The sequence below is a fragment of the Bacteroides caecigallinarum genome (assembly GCF_016901995.1).
GTDB classification, from domain to species: domain Bacteria; phylum Bacteroidota; class Bacteroidia; order Bacteroidales; family Bacteroidaceae; genus Phocaeicola; species Phocaeicola cellulolyticus.
The window spans coordinates 1-22366 of the sequence record NZ_JACJLE010000003.1 but is presented as its reverse complement, the minus strand read 5'-3'; the positions used below and the strand labels follow the sequence as shown (position 1 = coordinate 22366).

The following is a 22366-nucleotide window of genomic DNA, read 5'->3' as shown; positions in this document are numbered from 1 at the left end:
ACAAAAAAACGCATCTGACAGGGATGCGTCTTTTTGTATATTTGTTAATGAATATATTTCAAATATTACTTGTTTCCGTCATAACCCCACTTAACATAAGCAGCACCCCAAGTAAATCCGGCACCAAATGCAGTGAAGATCAGGTTATCGCCTTTCTTGAGTTTCTTTTCATAATCCCATAAGCACAAAGGCAATGTTCCGGCACTTGTATTACCGAAATGCTGAATGTTCAGCATCACTTTCTCGATAGGTACACTTAGTCTTGAAGCAACAGCGTCAATGATTCTGAGATTAGCCTGATGAGGAACAATCCAGTCGATATTATCCTTGTTCAAGCCATTACGCATTGCAATCTGTTCTGTAACGTCAGACATATTTGATACTGCATATTTGAATACAGTTCTACCTTCCTGATACAAATAATGCATCTTGTTGTCTATTGTAAAATAAGAAGGAGGACATACAGAACCACCGGCCTTCATGTGAAGGAATGGAAGTCCCTTACCGTCTGTACGTAATATAGAATCCATAATACCATAATCCTCAGTTGTAGCTTCAACCATGCAAGCTGCAGCTCCGTCACCGAAAATAGGACATGTGGCACGGTCTGAATAATTAACCATAGATGACATCTTGTCTGCACCTACAATAATTATCTTTTTATGTCTTCCCGACTGTATCATACTTGCTGCTGTTTCCATAGCATAAAGGAAACCGCTACATGCTGCCTGCAAATCGAATGCGTATGCATTTTTAAGTCCCAGCTTATCGCACAATATAGATGCTGTAGAAGGGAAATGATAGTCAGGAGTAGTTGTTGCAACTATAACACAATCTATAGAGTCAGGGTCCGAATTTGTTTTCTGCATAAGCTGTTTTGCAGCTTTACGCGCCATATATGATGTACCCAAACCTTCTTCGTTAAGAATACGTCTTTCCTTAACGCCAATACGAGTCATAATCCACTCGTCATTAGTGTCAACCATTCTTGACAGTTCTTCGTTTGTAAGTACATAGTCAGGTACATACCCGCCAACACCTGTTATTACCGCATTTATTTTTTCCATTATTTCAAATTTTAGTTTGAATCCTAAAAATAAAGCCGAAGAGCCGAAGCCCTCCGGCTTTATTTCCTCAAGAACATAAACTGTTCATGACAAAGCTCCGTATTAATTATAGAGCAGCTTCTTTTTCAATCGCTAATTTACCTCTGTAATAACCACAAGCTCCACAAACTGTGTGATACACATGCCATTCACCGCAGTTTGGGCAAATAGCTAAAGTAGGAGCAACTGCTTTATCATGAGTTCTTCTCTTAGCAGTTCTCGTTTTTGATTGTCTTCTTTTAGGATGTGCCATTTTACTAAAACTTTATTTAATTATTATTTAATATTTTCTTTAATGCGTTCCAACGAGGATCTATTTCATCAGCGCCGCCTGCCTCATCATCTTCTGCTTCTTCAGCATTTGCCTCATTGTCACCTTCATATCTCATGAAGTCATTCAACTTCTCTTGCATCTGTTCGTTGCACTCACCTTCTTCGTGCACTATTCTATATGGAAGACTAAGATATGCAAATTCGTATATATACCAGGCTACGTTTATTTTTCCTTCAGCTTCAGGTACTACAACAATTTCCTCGTCATCAGAGAACTCCTCTCCGAATTTTACGTTCAGTACATTGTCTGTATCAACATCCACCTCAACCTCATCGAGACATCTGTCGCATATACCTATAACAAATCCCTGAATATGAAAGTTCAATTTAAATGCCCCTATTCCTTTCTTCACTGTCACAGAGACTTCCAAATCACCCTTTTCTATTCCTGTAGCCTCAATCAATTTAAAAAATTCATCACCAACCCTATAGTTATAAACGGCTGATGTTTCTCGCAGATTTTTTAAATCTATATCATATAATTCTATTCTTTCCAAGTCTCAACACCATATAAATCGGGCGACAAAGTTACAAATAATAATTCATTATTTCTAATTTTTCTACTTATTATTTTGTCAAAAAAAACAATTTTGACAAAATCAAATACTCTTCATTACAAAGGAACGCTATTCTTTAAATTATACATAAGGGAAAAGAATCTATTAGTCAATGCCAGAGATTTATTATTAAAACAATTATTCTATCTTTGTGCCGTCTCCACCAAAAAGCGGATATTTATGAACAGATTATCACAAGAAACCATAGATTTCATACTGAGCCATCGCAACGATGATGTCCGACAGCTCGCGCTGAAAATAAACAAAAAACAGGACATCGATTCAGAAGAAGCCATCGTACAAATAGCCGGATGGCAAATAGCCAAAAAGAAGATTCCATCATGGGCCGCAAATGATGAAATAATCTACCCGAAGCATCTCTCAATGGAACAATGTTCTTCGGAAGTCACAGCCCGATATAAATCCACATTATTAAAAGGAGACACAATGGTCGATCTGACTGCCGGTCTTGGAGTTGACTGTTATTTCATTTCAAGAAATTTCAACAAGGTTCATTACGTTGAAAGGATGGACTACCTTTGCAATATCGCCAAGCATAATTTCAAGACACTCGGAGCCGACAATATTGAAATCCATAATGACGATTGCACAGAATATCTGAAAGACATGCGACCGGTGGACTGCATTTTCCTTGATCCTGCCAGAAGAAACGAACACGGAGGAAAGACTGTGGCAATAACAGATTGCGAACCTGATATCACCAAGATAGAAAATACGCTGGTTGAAAAAGGAAAGACTGTTATGGTAAAGCTATCTCCTATGCTTGACATACATTCGGCACTATCCGAACTAAAATTTACAGACAGCCTACATATTATATCTGTGAACAACGAGTGCAAGGAACTTGTAATTGTCCTCAAAAATGAGTCACTACATGAAAACGATTCACACGATGAAACGATGATAAATTGCGAACAGATTACCAGCAATGCGACATCCCAACATTTCAGCTTCACATTCGAGGAAGAAAAGAACGCCAAAACCATATTTGCGGAAAAACCGGGTAAATATCTGTACGAACCGGGAGCTGCCATACTAAAGGCCGGACCATTCAAACTTTTATCATCAAGATACGGAGTGGGAAAGCTGCATATCAACAGCCACCTTTATACGTCAGACGAAATGATAGACTTTCCGGGAAGAAGATTCGAAGTAATAGAGACATCTTCTTTCAGTAAAAAAGACCTGAAGACATTTCTGAAGAATATTGCAAATGCAAACATAACGATAAGGAATTTCCCTTCGACTGTAGATGATCTCAGGAAGAAGCTAAAAATTAAAGAAGGAGGACAAATATACATCTTCGCCACGACACTGAACAACGGAGAAAAAGTACTGATAAAATGCAAAAGCATCAGGTAATTTTTTCATGTTGATACGTTTAAAAAAAATGAACTGTCGTTTTAAGTAAAACGTGCGCACATTTAAGTTCAAACGTGCGCACGTTTTATTTTGAATGTTTGAGTGGTTGGAAAACAAGCATTATTGTCATCATCAAACTAACGTTCAAATCGCCAGAAATCCAGCATAAATAGGTTTTTCTGCTGTTTCTTACAACCACGGAAAACCAAGTATAAATCGTGTATTCCGGCCTCTGCCTCTACATTGGTTTTGAAAGTCTTGAATTCAGTTTTAGAATTGATAATATCTACATGCCCTATACATTTACCATCCGGAGCATCAAGCCTTATCTCAATACTACCACCATAAAGATGACATGACGCGGAAACTGAAAAAGAAGATGCGCCGTTGCCAAAATCAACACCACGAAGCATAAGATATTCACCATCATCAATATTCGTAACCAACTGATTCCAATGATCGGCAGCCTGTTTATTTTTCGGAACAGTTTTCAACCCATATCCCCAAGCCATCGTTTCAGCTTCCACCATACGATAAGGATCAAACGGTTCTATCTGATTTAGATTACAATCATGAAAATATGGAAGTTCCTGAATTGTTCCATCAGAATTGTATGTCATTTCGGCAAGTGATACAGAACGGCGTTCTGCATGACGGCTGGTCTGAAGACGGAATATATCATAGTTCTGACCAAAACAATATGACCGTCCTTTATAATCAATTATTCCAGGGTGATTACCTCTTGTACGTACTGTATGATCCATTATGTGTCCCTTATATTCCCACGGTCCGGTAGGACTGTCACTCATGGCATATCCTATACCTTCCGGACAACATGTAGAAGCGAAAGCCAGATAATAGTGTCCGTTACGCTTATAGAACCAAGGTCCTTCCTGATAATCTTCTATATGTGGCATCTTAACGATATTTCCCGAATATGAAATCATATCCTCATTCAGTTTTACCATATAGATATTTGGATTTCCCCAATACATATACGCCTGACCATCATCATCAACAAGGACAGTTGGGTCTATATCATCCCAATGTTCTTTCTGCCAAATCAAAGGCTTGCCTATAGGATCTTTGAAAGGGCCATATGGCGAATCTGCCACCAGCACACCTATACCGTGACCATGAATAGGACAATACATATACCACTTACCGTTTCTGCCAACAACACATGCAGCCCATGCGCCATTATCACCTTTATACCACTCAAAGTTTTTAAGTGAGGCAACAGCCCCTCTGTCCTGCCAGTTCACCATATCTGTAGACGTGTAAAGCAGCCAATCCTTCATTTTGAATCCTTCTGCATCATCCTCATCGTGCGAAGTATACAGAAAGACAGTATCATTATACAACATTGGAGCCGGATCTGCAGTATACTTTGTCTGTATTATCGGCATATTAAGTTTCACATCATCGGCAGTCTGAGCAGCCAATCCGGAAAATGCCATAAGGGATAAAGCCGGAATAATAGTTTTTGTCTTCATATTAATTATTTTTTATGGTTAATACTTCTAAATACATCAGACATATGTTTTAAAGCCCTAACAAGAGATGGTCGCCAGTAGTTCCAGTCATGCCCACCTCCATATATTCTCAATTGATAATTCACTTTTTTATCGCGAAATGCCTGTACCAATGCAATGTTGGCCTCATAAGTAAAATCCTTATCTCCACAATCAATAAACCAATCCACACCTTTCCATGCATCAACTCTTCCATCTGAAATTTCATTTACTGTTCGTATTGGATTATGGTCTTCAACCAACTGCTGTCTCCACTCCGCTGAAGGATCATCTTTAAGGAATTCCAAATATTGACGACGCAGATATCCGCTCATAGAGTACACAGACGAAAATTTATCAGGATGAGAGAGGCCGTACACTATTGATGCTCCTCCCCCCATTGAATAACCGGCTATGAACCGGCTATCTTTACGTCCATCAACATTATAGTTCCTTTCAATATAGGGTATAAATTCAAGAAAAAAGAAATCTTCATATTTCCAGTGAGGAGCATTAAACCAAATCATATTGTTCTTATTTCCTTCCGGACATACAATTATCATTTCCTCCATCTCTCCACAATTTATCAGACTATCTGCCACTACACGAAGATTACCATATGTCTCCCAATCCGTACACGAACAATTGCCTCCATGAAGCAAATAACACACGGGATATTTTTTATTCTTTTCTTTACCATAAGATTCCGGCAAATAGATGGAATATTCACGCGACGAGATTCCTTCAAGAAGTTTACATGGCATACTTGTATTCACAATTTTTCCATTAGAAAAAACTTCCCCCGCCAACACGACAGAAAAGAGAAAGAATAATATTTTTTTATATCCAAGTATTGATTTCATTCTTTATACATTAAAACTTTACAACTGTTTTATATCCATCATATAATATTTCGCGTTCAGATATTCCATTTTTAGATATAAGGATCACTTTTATATTTCTCCCATCTCTTCTATTACCAAACTTTCCACTTTTATCAAAAATGGTAAATACCCTTTTCTTGTTGTTACACTTCATCTTTATCTCACTAAATAGTCCAGACTCATAATCATAGTTATTACCATTATCTTCATAAAGACAAAATTCACCATCAGCGTCATTGAAAATACGTATTTCAAAATCTGCCCCTGACAATGATGAAGTGGTAGTAAGTTCAGTCGATAAAGGAATAATGCTACCTGCACGCACAAAAGCTGGAATATTCTCTATTGAACCCCCCGTTTCATACCACCCATTATTGCTAGCATAACTATTATCACGAAAATCATACCATCCACCTTCTGTTTCAGGCAAATATACACACATTTGATTTATTTCAGGTTCTAAAACAGGAGTAACCAATAATGAACGACCGAACATATACTGATATTTCAATGACAGTGCAGTAGTATCCGTTGCAAAATCCATCACCAAAGGACGCATGATGGTTCCACCACGGAATGTTACATCCGCAGCACAAGAATAAATATAAGGGAGCAATGAATAACGTAACGAAAGAGCATTACGGGATATTCGCATAACATCTTCACCATAATTCCAGAACTCAGTATTGCTCATATAGCCATGCACTCGCATTAACGGCAGATAGACTGAAGTCTGCAACCATCTCAAAAATCTTTCATGATAGCTTTTATCTGTATATTGATTAGAAGGACGGAAAAATCCTCCTGCATCATATGTCCACCAAGGTAATCCACACACAGATATACCTAACCCAGCTACAATCTGACGTTTAAGGGTTTCCCAATCATTACCGACATCACCCGACCATGTGGCTACCCCATAACGTTGTATACCGGGGAAAGCACTTCTTGTAAAAAGCAACGCACGTTTATTGCTAATATCACGACGGAATCCTTCATAGACAGCCTTATTAACAATCAGCGGATAAGCATTTCTAAACATCTCTCCCGGATATTTTCCATCACAAACCTTACGATCCAAAAGGTCATCATTCTCCGGTTCAGTAGCATCCAGCCACAAAGCATCTATATTGTATCTGCCAACAAGACTATCGCGCATATTGGTCCAATAATAATCAGCTGCATTCTTATTGAAAAAATCTACCCATTGGGTACCGTTTATATAATAACCTTTTTGCGAGAAATCCTCACCTAAACATGAAGAGGGATCTATCTTTGACCATATTGACAGCATAAATTTCATATCCATTTTATGCAGGCTATCAGTCATCTCTGCCGGAGAGGGATAAAACTCTTCATCGAAACGCATCGCGTTCCATCCGTATTTACCCCAATACTGCCAATCCTGAACTATCATGTCAACAGGTAAAGATTCTTTTCTAAAACGATTTGCTACATCAAGTAGTTCTGATTGTGAATGGAAACGTTCGCGGCAATGTATATATCCCAATGCCCACAAAGGCATCATTGGTATGCCACCCGTTACTTCACGATAAGAAGTTATAACTTCGTCAGGTGTACCTGCAAAAAAGGTATAATCAATACCATTTGATACAGGCGAACAAAACACTGTCGTATCGTCTACTTTTCTGTAATATACTTTAGGTGAATCTTCCTTAGTCAGTTCTGAAACAAGTTTATGACGTCCTTCCGAGAGTTCCACTATCACAGATGTTGTTGGAGGAAGCCACAAATTATTCATATCAATCACAGTACTGCCATCTATTACAAGATTATGTTTGCGAGCCATCCTACTACCTACGTCAAGCATCAATGAATAGCGTCCAGATTCTTTAATGTCCAATTCTGCCGTAAAGATGTTACTATGACGGACCTCTGTCACACCACCTGTTGTAGAAGTAACATTTACAGTAGTTGCATGTCCTTCTCCTGCTTTAGGTTTCATATCTTCATAATCATCACACGGATTGAAGTCTGTCAGCCCATAGTTATTCCACAACAATCCATAACCTTTATTCGACATAATAAAAGGGATTGATATCTGTGTATTAACCTGTGTAAGCCTTCTTGTAAGTCCGCGCACATCAAGATTATTGTCCTGGAACTGCCCCAGTCCGTAAAGATGTTCGTCTTCGGGAGAATGAAAGCCTTGCATAGAAATATAAGTTCTGCCATTCTGAATTTGTGAAGGAGAAATATTATGTTCTTTTTCTTTCAGCAACAATCTACCATCAGGTGATAAGAAGGTAATTGTATTTTCAGAAACCTCTATTACCAATTTCTTCAATATTATTATGTCTTTACCATTTCTTTTTACCGATTTAAAACGTACAGACTTACCTTCAACATATACCATTTCAGGAAGTTCATAAACTTCACCCACTTTTTTTACTATTCTAACAGCATTATCGGCCAAAGGCATGACTATTATACTGTCATGTCCTCTCCAAAAGCACAATTCATTATTGTCACTTACGGTTGCATTAATATTACCACATACAAAAGTTGATAATAATATAAAATATAAAAAACACACGTTTCTCATAAGAAAAGACAAAATCAATATATTCTAAAGTTACCAGAAACATGAAGCATAGATAACATATATACCATACCTGAATAATATCTATATTTACCTATTGGGAACTCCTGTTTCCATAAATCAGAGACATATTTTTTAGCTAAGGCCTTATTTTTCAAAGCAAAAGCGCCAACAGCATTAGCACCTGCCATACCAGACGAATATTCTCCGGTTGGATTATTTCCGTTCAAATCAAACTGTCCATGCTTAAAATCATCCGATTCAAAAAAACTCAACAAACGTTCCATCATATCAGATTGGTTGGTCTTATCCTTTCCAAACATATAGTAATCCATCCCCACATTCATTGCACAACGTATTGCATCATACTGATAACGTCTTGCATCATAGTCTTCTTTCCAATCGGGTTGATGCGGAGTACCATCAAAGCATGAGTAATCAGGGAAAAGACCAGTTATAGGATGTGAAGCTTTGACTAATAATTTTCGTGCTGCATCAGGAGTCTTTGCCCAAAAATCTTTATTTGAATTACTCCATAAAGCCCATAATTCAAAAAAAGCAGGCAAGTTATATGAAGGATCAGTAAAGTTCCACATTTCTCCTTTAGGAACAAAAGTTATTAAAAAAGAATCCGTATTGAACATATTACGTATTTCTCCTTTATCTCCTTTTGACATAATATCATAAAGAATCTGCTGTCCCTCCTTTTCATAATTTATCTCTCCATTATTTCCCCACCTATGTGAAGCAAAAAACAAAGATGTAATAAAATATACTTCTCCATCAGTAGCGCAACTAGGTTCCACTCCTATTTTGCTGCCATCAGTATTACATTGCCATGCAAAATAGCCTTGCCATTTACCAGATTTATAATGCATATTCTTTTTAACCCATCTCCAAATACGGTCAAATTCTGTACGTCTATCCATCTGCACACTTATCATCATACCATAAGACATTCCCTCAGTACGTACATCATTATTTCCTGTATCCAATATATATGCTGTTGTATCAGAATCTTCAAAATAAACTTTGGTTGTAGGATTAACAAAAAAATGATTCCATATATCACTTATTTTCTTGTTAGTTTCTCTATCTGATATACCTAAATATTCTTTAAACAGATTTTTATATACTTTTGTATAGAATGAACCTTCTTCTATTGTTGTAGCTTTACATTCCACATACCACAATATACCAGCTACAAAAAACAAAACACTATATAATATATTTTTCATAATTAATTAATATAAAAAGCTCATCATTTAGAGAACTCCCACCAATCAAGATTAAATAATTTACAACCTTTGCGGCCACGGAATACAAAATATACATCATGCACTCCGGTAACAGCAGTTTTAACTTCACTATTAAATGTTTTCCATTCTTCCCATCCACCTGTTGTAGGAATGTTGACTTCTGCAATCTTATTTCCTGCAATACTGTCTGTGCGTACTTCAATTGTACCTCCACGCAAAGCACTGGCTGCAGTTATGCGGAAAGATTTTGGTCCTTTTTTACCAAAGTCCACTTCTCTTACCTTTATATAATCACCATTATGAATTTCAGAAATATAAACTCCAGTCTTTGCATTTGGTTCGGACTTGACTCCTTCTGAAAAAGCAATTGTTTCGGCTTCAACTCTTCTGTAAGGATTAAATGTAGAAACAGGTTTTACTCCTTCTTTGGTAGCATTTATTATAGGGAAAGTGCCATCCGGATTATATTTGAATTCCTCAATAGCCACTGAACGTCCGAATCCACCTCCACCTGGCAATTTGCCGGTGTGATAGAAGAAGTACGAATTGCCCTTATAATCGGCTACACCACAATGATTAGTAAAGGACCCTGTGTCCTGAAGCGGCATAATCTCACCCATATATTTCCACGGTCCTTCAGGACTGTCACCCATAGAATATGCTATATGCTCAGGCACTCCACCCGCAGCATAGAGCAGATAGTATTTACCATTCCGCTTGTAGAACCAAGGTCCTTCTGTATATGTATCTTTATATTTCTGTCCCTTTATTCTCTTTTCAGGATTTGGTGCACCAAAACTTTCAACTGTCTGTTCCAGTTTCTTTACTTCCCCCTTAATCGACACCATATCCTCATTAAGTTCTGCAAAATAAATATTCGGATTTCCCCAATACAAATATGCTCTACCATCATCATCAATAAACACAGACGGGTCTATAAAATCCCAATTACCATCATACAGCGGATTTCCTATAGCATCACGGAAAGGTCCTGTAGGACTATCTCCCACAGCCACTCCTATTGCCATAGCATTACTTAGTTTTGAGTGCAGACACACATACCAGTAGAACTTTCCGTTACGTTCTATACATTGTGCTGCCCAGGCCCTGTCATCAGCCCAACTGAATGATTCTATAGCTAGCGGAGAGCCATGATCTGTCCAGTTCACCATATCTGTAGTGGAATAAACCCTCCATTCCTGCATCCAGAAAAAATCTGCTTTATCTTCATCATGTCCTGTATACAGATATAAAGTATCATTATGCACAAGTGGTGCCGGATCGGTTGTAAACCATGTTTGTACAACAGGATTCTGTGCAGCTGCTCCAGATACCAATGTTAGTGCAGCCAAAGTAAATATATTTTTCATGTCTTTCATAATCATCATTTTTTAGTTATTACCAATCCTCCATTCTTTGGAATGGAAATCTTAAGTTCTTGTTTTTTATTTATTTTTATCTCCGAAGCTTTACCATTAAGTTTAGCATCATCAGAGTATAATGTTACTGTTTCGCCGGCATTGAAGAAAGAAGAAAGGTCCAGATTCAATTTTAAAGTCTCGTCCTGTGCATTTACTCCTGAAACAATCCATTTGTCACCATGCTTGCGTGCCATTATTATATATTTACCGGGATATCCATCTATGAACTTGACATCATCCCAAGTTGTAGGAACCTTCTTCATGAAGTCCACAGCCCATACCGGTGCATCTGTCAGATTATTCGGTGCCATTGCAAAATGCTGTACAGGACTCTGAAAAAGAACTGCAGTAGCCAGTGCAAAAACATCAGAAGTAACCCTGCGGCTGCCTCTAGGTTCGTTGGCTGCATTATAAAATTTGTTTAACGTACTGCCACCGAAGTCCATGCTACCTATAGTGTTGCGCACAAACGGATGAATACATGCATTGAATGCCTCTGCATCGCAGCTTCCCTGTGAGAAATTCATATTCTCACTGGCAAGAACAGCCTCACTGGCTGCATAGTTCGGATACATTCTCTCCCATCCTCTTGGAATCGTACAACCATGAAAGATAACCAGTAATCCATAATCATTAGCATCAGCAAGTATATCTTCATATAGTTTCATTGCCATTTGTTTGTCACTTCCAACGAAATCCACCTTAATACCCTTTATGCCAACCTTCTGCATCCACTGCATTTCTTTTCTGCGTTTAATGGTATTATCCATTTTTCCACGAGGTCCCTGGGGTGCATCATTCCAATAACCATTTGAGTTATACCAAAGATAGAGACCTACATTCTTTGATTTCGCATAACGTGCCAGTTCTTCCACCTTGTCATACCCCACCTGTGTATCCCATAATGCATCAACTAGTACTGTACGGTATCCCATGTCGGCACAAAAATCAATATATCGTTTCTGGTCATTGTAAGTCATACTGCCATCACCGGCAATAATCCAACTCCATGTACCGCAACCATACTCTGCAGTATAGTCCTTTGAAGCTTCATACAAAGGCTCTACAACGTCAAAAGGTACAGTAGTTTCAACTATTGGTGCCAAAGTACGTCCTACAGTAATAGTTCTCCAAGGTGTCTTTCCAGGAAGAGCCATTCCCGGTACTGAAGTTCCGTTGCCATTGAATTCTCCCGGATTAGGAAATCCTATTTTATACGTATTACCGTTACCTCCCATCAAGTGTGATGCACAATAATAACTGTCAACCCCAGTTTCTGAAACAAGAATCCATCCTTTATCGGAATTACGGAACAGACACGGGAAAGTATATCCTTCGCCCCATCCGTTGCTTCCTGTAGCAGCATCCAATGTATATGGAGTTTCATAACTTGGAGAAGTTCTGGCAAAACCACCCATCGGACCACTCTGAGGGCAAAGGAAAGTTGTAGTTCCATCAGGCATTGTAAATCCTGTAGCCTCATCTTCTATCACGCAACAAAGTGTATTTCCCTTAGGATAAACCGTATAACGAAAAGCCACATCATTGTTTGAGACACTGAATTCCACGTCAAACGCCGTCTTACCATCCTTCATAAACGGTACAATAGCCTTACCTGCACTATATTTAACACTACTTTTCTTTATATTAGGCAGATTATACTCGTTCTCTATTAGAGAAACTTTTACATCTTCACCTATTGACAGCCCTGATGTGAAATCTCCAATATTTGTCTTCATACCAAGAGGAGATGATGCTATGAACAACTCATCATCGTATGTCACACTATATGTGGCCTTACCGTCAGTGTCCGAAACCATCACTACTAATCTTCCGTCCGGACTTGATATTTTTCTTTCTGCTGCACTTACACACATTCCCATACAAATGAGACAACAAAAAAACAAATGTTTTCTCATAATCCTCAATATTTTAAAATTTACAATATTATGTATGATGCCTACCTATTAAAAACTATATATAAAACTGTTATCATTACTAATGCGATTATCTTATTCGCTTATAATCAAAGAAGTCTACATCCACATATCCTCCCTGAGACTTGGTAGCATAATTGAATATGGCATATTTAGTACCCATAAAGAATCGTCTGTAGTCGAATACCATCCTGAAATCACTACCTATCTTTTTCCAATTCTTATTGTCATAGCTATAATAGAAAGAAGCTATATCTTTATTCAATCGGAAATCACCATCGATACGCAAAAACACACAATCTGATTCAAGTTCAACCTTCTCCATTACTTTTCTGTCAATACCGGTCACCTCTTTCTTCTCATCACTCAGACTAACAACTTCCGATTTCATATTAAGATATTTTTTATCACCTTCACATGACAAAGCAAGAATTCCAGCATCACCATTGAATGCGCTGAATCCTGCCACATCGCCATCCTTCATAGCCGAGATATCAAAAGAAACGACGGCTTCACAGCGCGGACCTTCCATACGCTGGGTCAGAGTGTTAGGAGCAAGGAATAAATTATCCACAACCCTGGCAGTCTTCAGTCTGAGGTAACCTGGTCTTTCTTTCAGACTCCAACAAGAATCCACAGGATTATGATTCCATTGCCAGTTCAGTTTAAGACTACCGTCATTAAAGCTGTCACTAACCACCAGTCCTTCTGATTGATATCCCTGTACAGGCTTTTTCATTACTTCCGGCACACGACCGTTTTCATCTCCGAGCATAGGCCATCCGTCAACCCAACGGCAAGGCATCACCGTAAGCACACGGCCCACACCACCTCTATCCTGGAAAATAACTCCGTACCAATTACCCTTACCATCGTCTACTATGGTACCTTGTGCCACATATGGAAATCCTCCAAGAGCATCCTCAAGTATCACACGTTTTTCATATGGTCCGGCTATGTTGTCGGCTCTATAACAAACCTGACGTCGCTTGCCTCCCACAGGCCATGAAATCATTATCAGATAATATTTTCCATCGTGTTTTATAACTCTACTACCTTCAAGAAGTCCGTTCTCTTCACTGTCGCGTTCGAATACTTTTGTATCAAGTCCACCTTCCAGAACACCTGTCAGATCCGGTTTCAACTCACGTAACTGTCCTGTTCCGTAGAATACATATACCCTGCCATCATCATCGAAGAACAACGAAGCATCATGAAAATGCGGGGTACGCGCCAACAAAGTCCATTCCCCTGCAGGATTATCTGTAGTATATACATATCCCTTATAAGGGGTGTCGTTTGGAGAAAAATAGGCATAATACTTTCCATCTCTATATCTTAAAGATGTAGCCCACTGTCCTCTTCCATATACTGTACCACCTTCCAAATTATAAGAAGTCTTATCATCAAGCTTGTCATACAGATAATTAATGATTTTCCAGTTCACCAAATCCTTGGAATGCATTATCGGCGCACCAGGCATAAGATGCATAGTAGTGCTTACCATATAATAATCGTCACCAACACGGATTACGTCCGGATCTGGCACGTCGGCCCATAATACAGGATTTGTGAAAGTTCCATTGCCATTATCACTCGACTGTGCCGCCGATTCACCACCACACATACATCCCAGAGCCAAAATAAAAGAGAATAAAAAATGTTTTTTCATGGATTTATACTGTTTAAATTATTTATTCGTTATAACATAATCACAACTACATTACCTGAAAATGATGAAAAGACAGTACGTTTATATTTTATCCCATCAACAGTAAACCCGGTTACAGCTGTCGCATCATCCAGATTCAACTCCCTGTAATAATTCTTTACGTTATCTACACCGGAAAAATCAATTAACAGACTGCCTAACGTAAGATAACGCATCCCATGGTTACCTGTAAAAAAATTCTCATCAAGTAATTTCCGTGCTTCAGCATTCCTCCCTTGAAATATCAGTTCCCTTACATCACCCAAATACCGACTGGCACCAGATTTATCATTGTTATAAGGTGAACCAGACCAGAATGTTTCTTCATTCAACTGAATCTCTTCATGGTCAATACCACCATAAACCATCGCCCCTATATGGGAATTACCCACGGGAAGTGCTTCCCACCAGTTTTTTGCAGGATTAGAATACCATAGTCTGAGATTTTCAGCTCCTATTCCATTTACAAGAGATATTAAAACAAATACTAAAAAAAATCTCATAAGACACAAATCTTAATCTTTAAAACCATCTGATACGAACTGTAAACACATATACAAAGCCGAATGCCAATATTCCCAATCATGTCCGCCATCTCTCACCCTAAACTGACATCCAATACCGGAATTCCTCATTGCATGGAAAAACTCAATATTTCTATCCAACAAAAAATCATCATCGCCACAATCAATGAACCATTCAACAGTTCTTAATTCTGCTTTAGTCTGATCATTTGCATTTTCTACAAATTTCACACAGCTACGTTCTTTAACAGCCCGTGTCAATATTGCAAGTTTATCATCAGGATTATCATATTTTGCCGCCCCAAACTCAGGTATATCCATAAGGGCACTCATTGCATATACCGACGAAAATTTATCAGGATACCACAGCCCGTAAGCTGTAGCCCCACCTCCCCCCATTGACAAGCCAGCTACCGCCCTGTGCGACTTGTCACTTATAACATTATATTTTTTCTCAACATAAGGAAGCAGTTCCTCAAAGAAGAAACTTTCATATTTCCATCCCGGCATGTTAAAATACCCGTTCCAAAAACCCTTATATATATCACCACCGGCATCCGGCATAATAATAATCATTTCATCTGCCTCACCTGAGTATATTAGTCTGTCGGCCACTTCCTGTAAATGTCCTCGCCACAGCCAGTCACGGTCTGTTTGCGACATTCCATGAAACAAATAAAGCACTGGATATTTCTTATCATCCTGATAAGATGGTGGTAAATAAACAGAGTAATTTCTGGAAGTTTTCAGAATATTACTGAAAATACTATCACTTACTACCTTACTGCGCGAAAACAGCTGCAAGGGTATAATAAAGAGAAAAATAAAAATAATTTTTTTTTCCATAGTTCCATGTTTTTATAATGCAAAAATATTACCATATGAATCGAAATTCAAATTTTTATGTTACAAGTATAATAACATACGTTACATCAGTGGGAAAAAGTATTTCCATAGAGTACAAATATATAGCGCCAATATTACACGTCCTAATATAAAAACCTAAAAATAAAGACAATACCCCCCTATAGAGTAAAGCATAAAAAAAATTATATGTAGTAACACACAACAAAACTTATGAAACATCTGTGACACTTATTTATAAAGCATTATAGTATCTTTGCGATTGTAAAGATTACACAACTATATCATTAAACACACGTAAAATTTCAATTAATTTAATCATGAAAAATCAAATCAAATTATTAGCATTAGGTGCACTGGGAGCAATAATATCTTCATGTGCTGACACCGGATTCAAACCTGAGCCGGGAACTCCTGTTTTCAAAGATTTCATTTATACAGGAAACGATGCCGTATATACCAACAACCCTTTGGGAGAAGATGAATTCTACAGCCCTATCCTACAAGGATGTTATCCGGACCCAAGTATCTGCCGTAAGGGAGACGACTATTATCTGGTATGTTCTTCATTCGCCATTAATCCAGGTGTACCTATCTTCCATTCAAAAGATTTGGTCAACTGGAAGCAAATAGGACACGTACTGGATCGCCCGTCTCAACTAAAAGTAGAAGATACAGGAATAAGCGCAGGTATATATGCACCAACCATAAGATATAATCCAAACAATGATACCTTCTACATGATTACAACTCAATTTGCCGGAGGTATCGGAAACATGGTTGTAAAAACTAAAGATCCTATGCAGGGATGGAGCGACCCAATAAAACTGAACTTCGAAGGTATTGACCCTGACATCTTCTTCGATGACAATGGTAAGGCATACATAGTACATAACGATGCACCAGAAAAAGCCTTATACGAAGGTCACAGAGTAATAAAGGTTTGGGAATATGATACAGAAAAAGACCAGATTATTCCAGAAACAGACAAGGTTGTTGTAAACGGTGGAGTAGACCTTTCTAAAAAACCTATATGGATAGAAGCTCCACATCTTTATAAAAAAGACGGCAAATACTATCTGATGTGTGCTGAAGGTGGTACTGGCGGATGGCATAGCGAAGTTATATTTATAGCAGATAGTCCTAAAGGTCCGTTCAAACCAGCTCCAAAGAACCCTATACTTTCTCAAAGACATTTGCCAGCTGACAGACCAGAGAAAGTAGACTGGGCTGGACACGCTGATTTAGTAGAAGGACCAGACGGTAAATACTATGGTGTATTCCTGGCAATACGTCCAAATGAAACAAACAGAGTAAATACAGGACGTGAAACATTTATCCTTCCTGTAGACTGGACTGGCACATTCCCTGTTTTTGAAGGTGGTCTGGAACCACTGAAAGCAAAGCTTAAAATGCCTCAAGGTGTAAAAAACATGACAGGAAAAGACGGTTACTTCCCTAACGGAAATTTCACTTTCAGCGACTCATTTACAACAACCCCACTTGATTACCGTTGGGTTGGAGTAAGAGGAGCAAAGGAAGGATTTGTTTCTACTACTACAGAAGGGCTCAGCATAACACCTTATGAGACAAACATAAAAGCTAAAGTTCCTACATCAACATTGTTCTATCGCCAGCAACATATAAACTTTACCGCAACAACAACTCTTTCATACATTCCTCGTACTGAAAAAGATCTTGCAGGTATTACATGCTACCAGAGCGAAAGTTTCAACTATGTGTTCGGTGTAACTAAAAAGGCTGAAGACAACTATTTGGTTTTGCAACGTACAGCAAAAGGTAGTTCTACTACAATTGCTAGTGTAAAAATTGAAGACACAACACCTATCAAGCTGCAGGTTGAAGCCGAAGGAAACAACTATACATTCAGTTATGCTACAGGAAAAGATGAATTCAAAAATTTGGGAGAAACAGTTTCGGGAGATATTTTGTCGACAAACGTAGCAGGCGGATTTACAGGTGCTATGATAGGGCTTTATGCTACTTCCGGTAATGATGCAACCATACAATAATAAATACTGATTAGCTAATAAATCATTAAAAAAGGTATAGAGTAATGACTTTATACCTTTTTTCGTTTCAAAAGATTAATACATGAACAATACCAGAATTTCTCTTTATATCAACGTGTCTGTTATTATAACTCAAGTTTCGGATTTTAAATTTATCTCCACCCAGAAACTCATGCCAGGATTTTCACGGAAGACATATCCAATTTTATCAATTATTCAAAGACTGTTTGTGTCAAGTTCTAAAATTCCAGGAACCCTTTATCGTCTGACAGCTGTCGGACGATTGTCTGACACGTGTAGGCAATTCGTTTGACAGCTGTCAGCAATTCGTCCGACACGTGTCAAACAACAAGGAGTTATATCTGTTTGCAACGTACTTTTAGAGATTCTATAAGATATTTACAAATTAAATGAAAACCATAATGTTCCCAAGTTATAAGTTTTGTGATGGACAGTTAACTGACTATTCCGAAATGGAAAAGAAGTACCGCAAGAACGAGAATAATTATTATGCGTTATTGAAGTGATATGTGAAGGATGTGAAAGTGAAATGTGGTATGAATATACTTAGAATTATGACATTATTGTCTTATCGCAATAATATCAATCAACTGGCAGGATTAATAAATCTTTTATTTAACGTCTATGACAAATCTTCTATAAGCAGTAAGAGATGGAACACCATCATCAGTTAAAACTAACATAACATGGAAATTCTTCCCTCTTGCATCATCTGGTATAATGACCTTGCATTTCCCCATATTATCATAATTCAGGCTAACGGTTCTTTTATAGCTTCCTGGTTCATTATATACCATCCACTCATAATGCAAATCATCATTATCAGGATCGAACGAAGAAGATGCATCCAACAATAATGTTTCTCCTGCTGATACCTCAATATTGATATGATTGTAAGTAGAATCATTGTTTATAACAACTATTGGGTGATGATTGGCTTCTGAATATTCAGAAGTAGTTGTCCATATCATCCTTGCAGCAAAATCGTTCAGAATATGTTCCTTCCATTTATTTATAGCATTAACACCTTCTGGTGCACTAGCATACATATAGTATGTATCATACTGTGCTTCACTCTTACCAGATTTTTCTATAAAATCCATACCTCTTACACCTGCAACAGGTTCTTTTGAAAACCTTCCTCCCCATCCACCGTATGAGACACTGTCGGGCACATTTAATCCGTTAGCCAAAACATAAAGGAAAGAAGGTGTATCTCCCTCAGCAGCCCATTTTCTGTCGGGATATGTTGCTCCGAACGGTTCTTTTGACTGCACATTCTCTGCTATCCACTCATCAGACGGACCACATCCGTAAACCTGAGTATTGCGTATATACTGTATTTCAGGAAAATGCTTTGCAATCCATGCCCCGGCATCGTCTTGTCCCAACACATCGTATATACGTATCTTAGCAACAAACCTCTTAAACTCCTCAGAAGTTCTACTTTCATGAACTTTCCATATTGCCTGAGCTATGGTATTCATACCACTCCATGCTAAAAGCCACACTGGTCGGGAATCACTCTGCTTGTCGACAGCTGAAATAATAAGTTCAGAACCAGGAGAATCTTTTCCTTGGCCTACACCTGCCATGTTAGAAACCGACTGCCCGCGTTTCACTATCGATTTCAGATAGCCAGCATCAGGAAAGCCATCGGAATGTTTCCTCAACATGGGCAAAACCATTGAATAACCGTCTATCACTTTTATAATTTCAGCAGTCCAGTCCGGACAATCTATCCATGAGGAGGAACTTATTATTCCCTCAATATCTACAACATCCGAACAAACTAGAAGATGTATCAATGATTGTGTGTCATCAGGATCGGCACCACCCAAATCGGTAGCCACAATCAATCTTTGTTTACATGATGTACTTTGGGCAGAAACTACAAAAGTACAAACTAAAGCAATAAATAAAAATAACAGCTTTTTCATATCCATATTATTTCATGCAGTAAATATAATAAAAATACCGGTCCGATGAAATGCTTGTTCACCTAGAACCGGTATTTAATAATAAACCTACTTTAATTAAAGAATCCCAAACTTATGAACAAGAATAACTTGAAAATACTTATTTATTTAAAGAAATACTCTTAATCGTTATAGGTTTGCCTCCTGTAGACCAAAATCCTACTATATACAGATGAGAAGGATCAAGTTTTATACCTTCAGCATTAGTCATATTCTGCAGATTGACATTTATTACAGTAGAACTACCAAAATCATACATTGCAGGTGATGTCCAATATGAATTTTGGTCAAATAGTCTGAAAGATGCTCCACAATCATTAGGTGAAGCCAATTCTACTCTTATAGAGCAGTACTCATGCAAATCTAGTCCATCAGCATATTGCCATCCTCCAAAACCATATTTTCCTGTAATGAGTGTAGAAGTTTCTTCATCAAACGATCCATCTTCCCATATTGAAGGATTGAAAAACTCTTCTTTTAAAATAAATGGAGAAAGGACTTTTACTGAAACAGAAAGTTCTTTTCGGTCCTGACTGTCTGTTACATATGAAATTGTAAGAGTAGCCTGTCCTTCGGATACAGCTACTATTTTACCTACTCCATCAACCTTAACAACAGAATCATCAGATGAAGCAAGAGTTACTTCGTGTGTAATCATACGTGTAGATCCATCAGAATAGACAGCCTTAACATTTATATATTCAGCATCACCCATAACCAATTCAATATTATCCGGCGTTCCAACGAATTCAAGCCTTTCCAACTCTCCATTAACAACCACACCTTCAGCGTACTCCTTAAACCAATGATACATAGGCCAAGGGCATGCTTCTGGATCATTAAGGAAGGTGTAGTTTCCCGGTTCGCCAGGTATATCTTCAAAAGCAGCCAACATTTCAGAATCTGTAGTAAAGAACAGCCATGAGACATTACCGGACTTATCGGCTATATACTTAAAGTTTGCCCCGAAACCTTTTCCTCCAGCTTCTCCTGTTATACTCTTTCCCCAAGTAGCATCGTATTTCTTCGGGGCCCAATCAATTTCTGTCACCATTATAGGTGCAAATTCTGCAACAGGACCAACCTGTGCATCCCATCCACGCTGAAAAGCTTCATAACCTCCTCCTGTAGAAGAACCAATACCTTCAGAGCTGTCTTCTTCTGCATCACTGCCATACCATCCGGGGTAACAATGTACTGCAAATCCAATATTCTCCCCTTCAATCCTATGAGTAGCATATCCTGCATACGAAGACTGATAGGCTAAACCTGGTACCCATATTATATTATTACTATTATTAGAACGGATTTTATCTACAATAGCCTGAAAATATTCCTTCATATTTGCAAAACAAGCTTCACCACTGCTTCCAAATTTGCCATCCGTACCTTTGATATTTACCGGTTCATTAGCCAATTCAAACATAATACCGGTATTATTCTTCAGTTTACTGTGTTTTGACACAATATCCCACACTTTCAACAAGAATTCTTGATAAGTGTCACCAATCTCTATACCCTCGTAACCCTCACCATTAGGACAGACTCCAGGCGGACGCATAACTACATACATTCCTTTTGATAAAAAATATTCGGCCATAGGAACAAACAGTTCATCTAGATACTTGCGGAAACGTACTTCTGAAAATCTTTCATGCCCTTCATAACGAACAGAAGGTTTATTGGGGTCATCACTCCAGTATGGATCAAGATGCATACGCACAAAATTAAATTTCCAACCGGCATCCAGAATTTCGTCTACCATACGTTTATTATAACTCAAACATCCGTTTACATCATAATTTGACCATCTGTTACTATTGAAAAAAGGACTATATGTCTGGGTAAAGCCATGAAGATTTACAATTTCTCCTTCAGCATTTTTCAGATAACGACCGTCAACATGTAATTCAGGTAGTGTCACTATAGGTTCCGGTTCTGGATCCGGCTCAGGTTCTGGTTTCGGTTCCGGAGTAGGTTCTTCAACAGTTGGCGGTTCTTCTATTAATTCTTTATCACTACAAGAGAAGAGAAATTGTCCTAATATAAAACATGTAATGATAAGCTTTATTCGATATTTCATATTGTTAAATTTATTCAGATCATACAATCGAGTATAACCCCATTCATTGGCTTTCCTCTTAGAGATTCCACATCGAATCAGATTTGATATTCTCGTCTTAGGGTTTTTCCAAGATTTCCATATACACATTCGTATGCGACGTCGTAACCATTCGTCCGTTTCAAGGAGAAGACGTTTCATGTTGGCAAGGTGGT

16 protein-coding genes are annotated in these 22366 nt (G+C 38.1%); 2 read left to right on the top strand and 14 right to left on the bottom strand.

What is annotated here, in order from left to right:
• Positions 1–65: 65 nt before the first annotated feature.
• The 3 genes from H6A61_RS01275 to H6A61_RS01265 all read right to left on the bottom strand — a co-directional run bounded on the left by H6A61_RS01275 (position 66) and on the right by H6A61_RS01265 (position 1936).
• On the bottom strand, positions 66–1067 hold the full coding sequence (locus tag H6A61_RS01275) for a beta-ketoacyl-ACP synthase III (RefSeq protein WP_154043125.1): 1002 nt from the start codon (positions 1065–1067) through the stop codon (positions 66–68).
• Positions 1068–1173: 106 nt separating this feature from the next.
• Positions 1174–1359 carry a 50S ribosomal protein L32 gene (gene rpmF / locus H6A61_RS01270; protein WP_007559879.1) on the bottom strand — a complete coding sequence of 62 codons (186 nt, stop codon included), beginning with the start codon at positions 1357–1359 and terminating at the stop codon, positions 1174–1176.
• Positions 1360–1375: 16 nt separating this feature from the next.
• Positions 1376–1936 carry a YceD family protein gene (locus H6A61_RS01265; protein WP_204390467.1) on the bottom strand — a complete coding sequence of 187 codons (561 nt, stop codon included), beginning with the start codon at positions 1934–1936 and terminating at the stop codon, positions 1376–1378.
• Between the two features lie 240 nt (positions 1937–2176).
• Between H6A61_RS01265 and H6A61_RS01260 the strand changes: the two genes are divergently transcribed.
• Positions 2177–3379, top strand: coding sequence for a class I SAM-dependent methyltransferase (locus H6A61_RS01260; protein ID WP_204390466.1), 1203 nt, complete (start codon positions 2177–2179; stop codon positions 3377–3379).
• A 137-nt stretch (positions 3380–3516) separates the two neighbouring features.
• On the opposite strand, the gene H6A61_RS01255 is transcribed toward H6A61_RS01260, so the two are convergent.
• From H6A61_RS01255 to H6A61_RS01215, 9 genes are all read right to left on the bottom strand, one after another.
• The gene (locus H6A61_RS01255) at positions 3517–4875 is read right to left on the bottom strand and encodes a glycoside hydrolase family 43 protein (protein WP_430746759.1); all 1359 of its coding nucleotides are present in this window, start codon (positions 4873–4875) and stop codon (positions 3517–3519) included.
• Between the two features lie 5 nt (positions 4876–4880).
• On the bottom strand, positions 4881–5669 hold the full coding sequence (locus tag H6A61_RS01250; RefSeq protein WP_235339007.1) for an alpha/beta hydrolase: 789 nt from the start codon (positions 5667–5669) through the stop codon (positions 4881–4883).
• 97 nt (positions 5670–5766) lie between these two features.
• Positions 5767–8343, bottom strand: a complete 2577-nt coding sequence (locus tag H6A61_RS01245; protein ID WP_204390465.1) for a glycoside hydrolase family 31 protein — start codon at positions 8341–8343, stop codon at positions 5767–5769.
• A gap of 14 nt (positions 8344–8357) precedes the next feature.
• On the bottom strand, positions 8358–9578 hold the full coding sequence (locus H6A61_RS01240) for a glycosyl hydrolase family 8 (RefSeq protein ID WP_204390464.1): 1221 nt from the start codon (positions 9576–9578) through the stop codon (positions 8358–8360).
• A gap of 23 nt (positions 9579–9601) precedes the next feature.
• Entirely contained in the window at positions 9602–10978 is a 1377-nt protein-coding gene (locus H6A61_RS01235) for a glycoside hydrolase family 43 protein (RefSeq protein WP_204390463.1), read from the bottom strand.
• A 5-nt stretch (positions 10979–10983) separates the two neighbouring features.
• The gene (locus tag H6A61_RS01230) at positions 10984–12903 is read right to left on the bottom strand and encodes a glycoside hydrolase family 97 protein (protein WP_430746762.1); all 1920 of its coding nucleotides are present in this window, start codon (positions 12901–12903) and stop codon (positions 10984–10986) included.
• Positions 12904–13027: 124 nt separating this feature from the next.
• Positions 13028–14629, bottom strand: coding sequence for a glycoside hydrolase family 43 protein (locus H6A61_RS01225; RefSeq protein WP_154043117.1), 1602 nt, complete (start codon positions 14627–14629; stop codon positions 13028–13030).
• 29 nt (positions 14630–14658) lie between these two features.
• Complete coding sequence (locus tag H6A61_RS01220) at positions 14659–15171, bottom strand: glycoside hydrolase family 95 protein (protein ID WP_154043116.1); 513 nt, start codon at positions 15169–15171, stop codon at positions 14659–14661.
• Positions 15172–15183: 12 nt separating this feature from the next.
• Positions 15184–16038 (bottom strand): alpha/beta hydrolase, encoded by an 855-nt coding sequence (locus H6A61_RS01215; RefSeq protein ID WP_204390461.1) that lies wholly within the window; start codon positions 16036–16038, stop codon positions 15184–15186.
• A 338-nt stretch (positions 16039–16376) separates the two neighbouring features.
• Here H6A61_RS01215 and H6A61_RS01210 point away from each other — a divergent pair, with 338 nt between their 5' ends.
• Entirely contained in the window at positions 16377–18089 is a 1713-nt protein-coding gene (locus H6A61_RS01210) for a glycoside hydrolase family 43 protein (protein WP_204390460.1), read from the top strand.
• A gap of 632 nt (positions 18090–18721) precedes the next feature.
• Here the strand turns inward: H6A61_RS01210 and H6A61_RS01205 are convergent.
• Positions 18722–20050: a nucleoside hydrolase-like domain-containing protein gene (locus tag H6A61_RS01205; RefSeq protein WP_204390459.1), complete on the bottom strand. Its 1329-nt coding sequence runs from the start codon at positions 20048–20050 to the stop codon at positions 18722–18724.
• 139 nt (positions 20051–20189) lie between these two features.
• Positions 20190–22366 (bottom strand): cellulase family glycosylhydrolase (locus H6A61_RS01200; RefSeq protein WP_430746758.1); only part of this gene is annotated, 2177 nt, incomplete at its 5' end.

Excerpts from the sequence above, each read along its gene's own strand:
- H6A61_RS01275 (WP_154043125.1), bottom strand. The coding sequence starts at position 1,067 with ATGGAAAAAATAAATGCGGTAATAACAGGTGTTGGCGGGTATGTACCT.
- rpmF (WP_007559879.1), bottom strand. The coding sequence starts at position 1,359 with ATGGCACATCCTAAAAGAAGACAATCAAAAACGAGAACTGCTAAGAGA.
- H6A61_RS01260 (WP_204390466.1), top strand. The coding sequence starts at position 2,177 with ATGAACAGATTATCACAAGAAACCATAGATTTCATACTGAGCCATCGC.
- H6A61_RS01255 (WP_430746759.1), bottom strand. The coding sequence starts at position 4,875 with ATGAAGACAAAAACTATTATTCCGGCTTTATCCCTTATGGCATTTTCC.
- H6A61_RS01245 (WP_204390465.1), bottom strand. The coding sequence starts at position 8,343 with ATGAGAAACGTGTGTTTTTTATATTTTATATTATTATCAACTTTTGTA.
- H6A61_RS01240 (WP_204390464.1), bottom strand. The coding sequence starts at position 9,578 with ATGAAAAATATATTATATAGTGTTTTGTTTTTTGTAGCTGGTATATTG.
- H6A61_RS01235 (WP_204390463.1), bottom strand. The coding sequence starts at position 10,978 with ATGAAAGACATGAAAAATATATTTACTTTGGCTGCACTAACATTGGTA.
- H6A61_RS01230 (WP_430746762.1), bottom strand. The coding sequence starts at position 12,903 with ATGGGAATGTGTGTAAGTGCAGCAGAAAGAAAAATATCAAGTCCGGAC.
- H6A61_RS01225 (WP_154043117.1), bottom strand. The coding sequence starts at position 14,629 with ATGAAAAAACATTTTTTATTCTCTTTTATTTTGGCTCTGGGATGTATG.
- H6A61_RS01220 (WP_154043116.1), bottom strand. The coding sequence starts at position 15,171 with ATGAGATTTTTTTTAGTATTTGTTTTAATATCTCTTGTAAATGGAATA.
- H6A61_RS01215 (WP_204390461.1), bottom strand. The coding sequence starts at position 16,038 with ATGGAAAAAAAAATTATTTTTATTTTTCTCTTTATTATACCCTTGCAG.
- H6A61_RS01210 (WP_204390460.1), top strand. The coding sequence starts at position 16,377 with ATGAAAAATCAAATCAAATTATTAGCATTAGGTGCACTGGGAGCAATA.
- H6A61_RS01205 (WP_204390459.1), bottom strand. The coding sequence starts at position 20,050 with ATGAAAAAGCTGTTATTTTTATTTATTGCTTTAGTTTGTACTTTTGTA.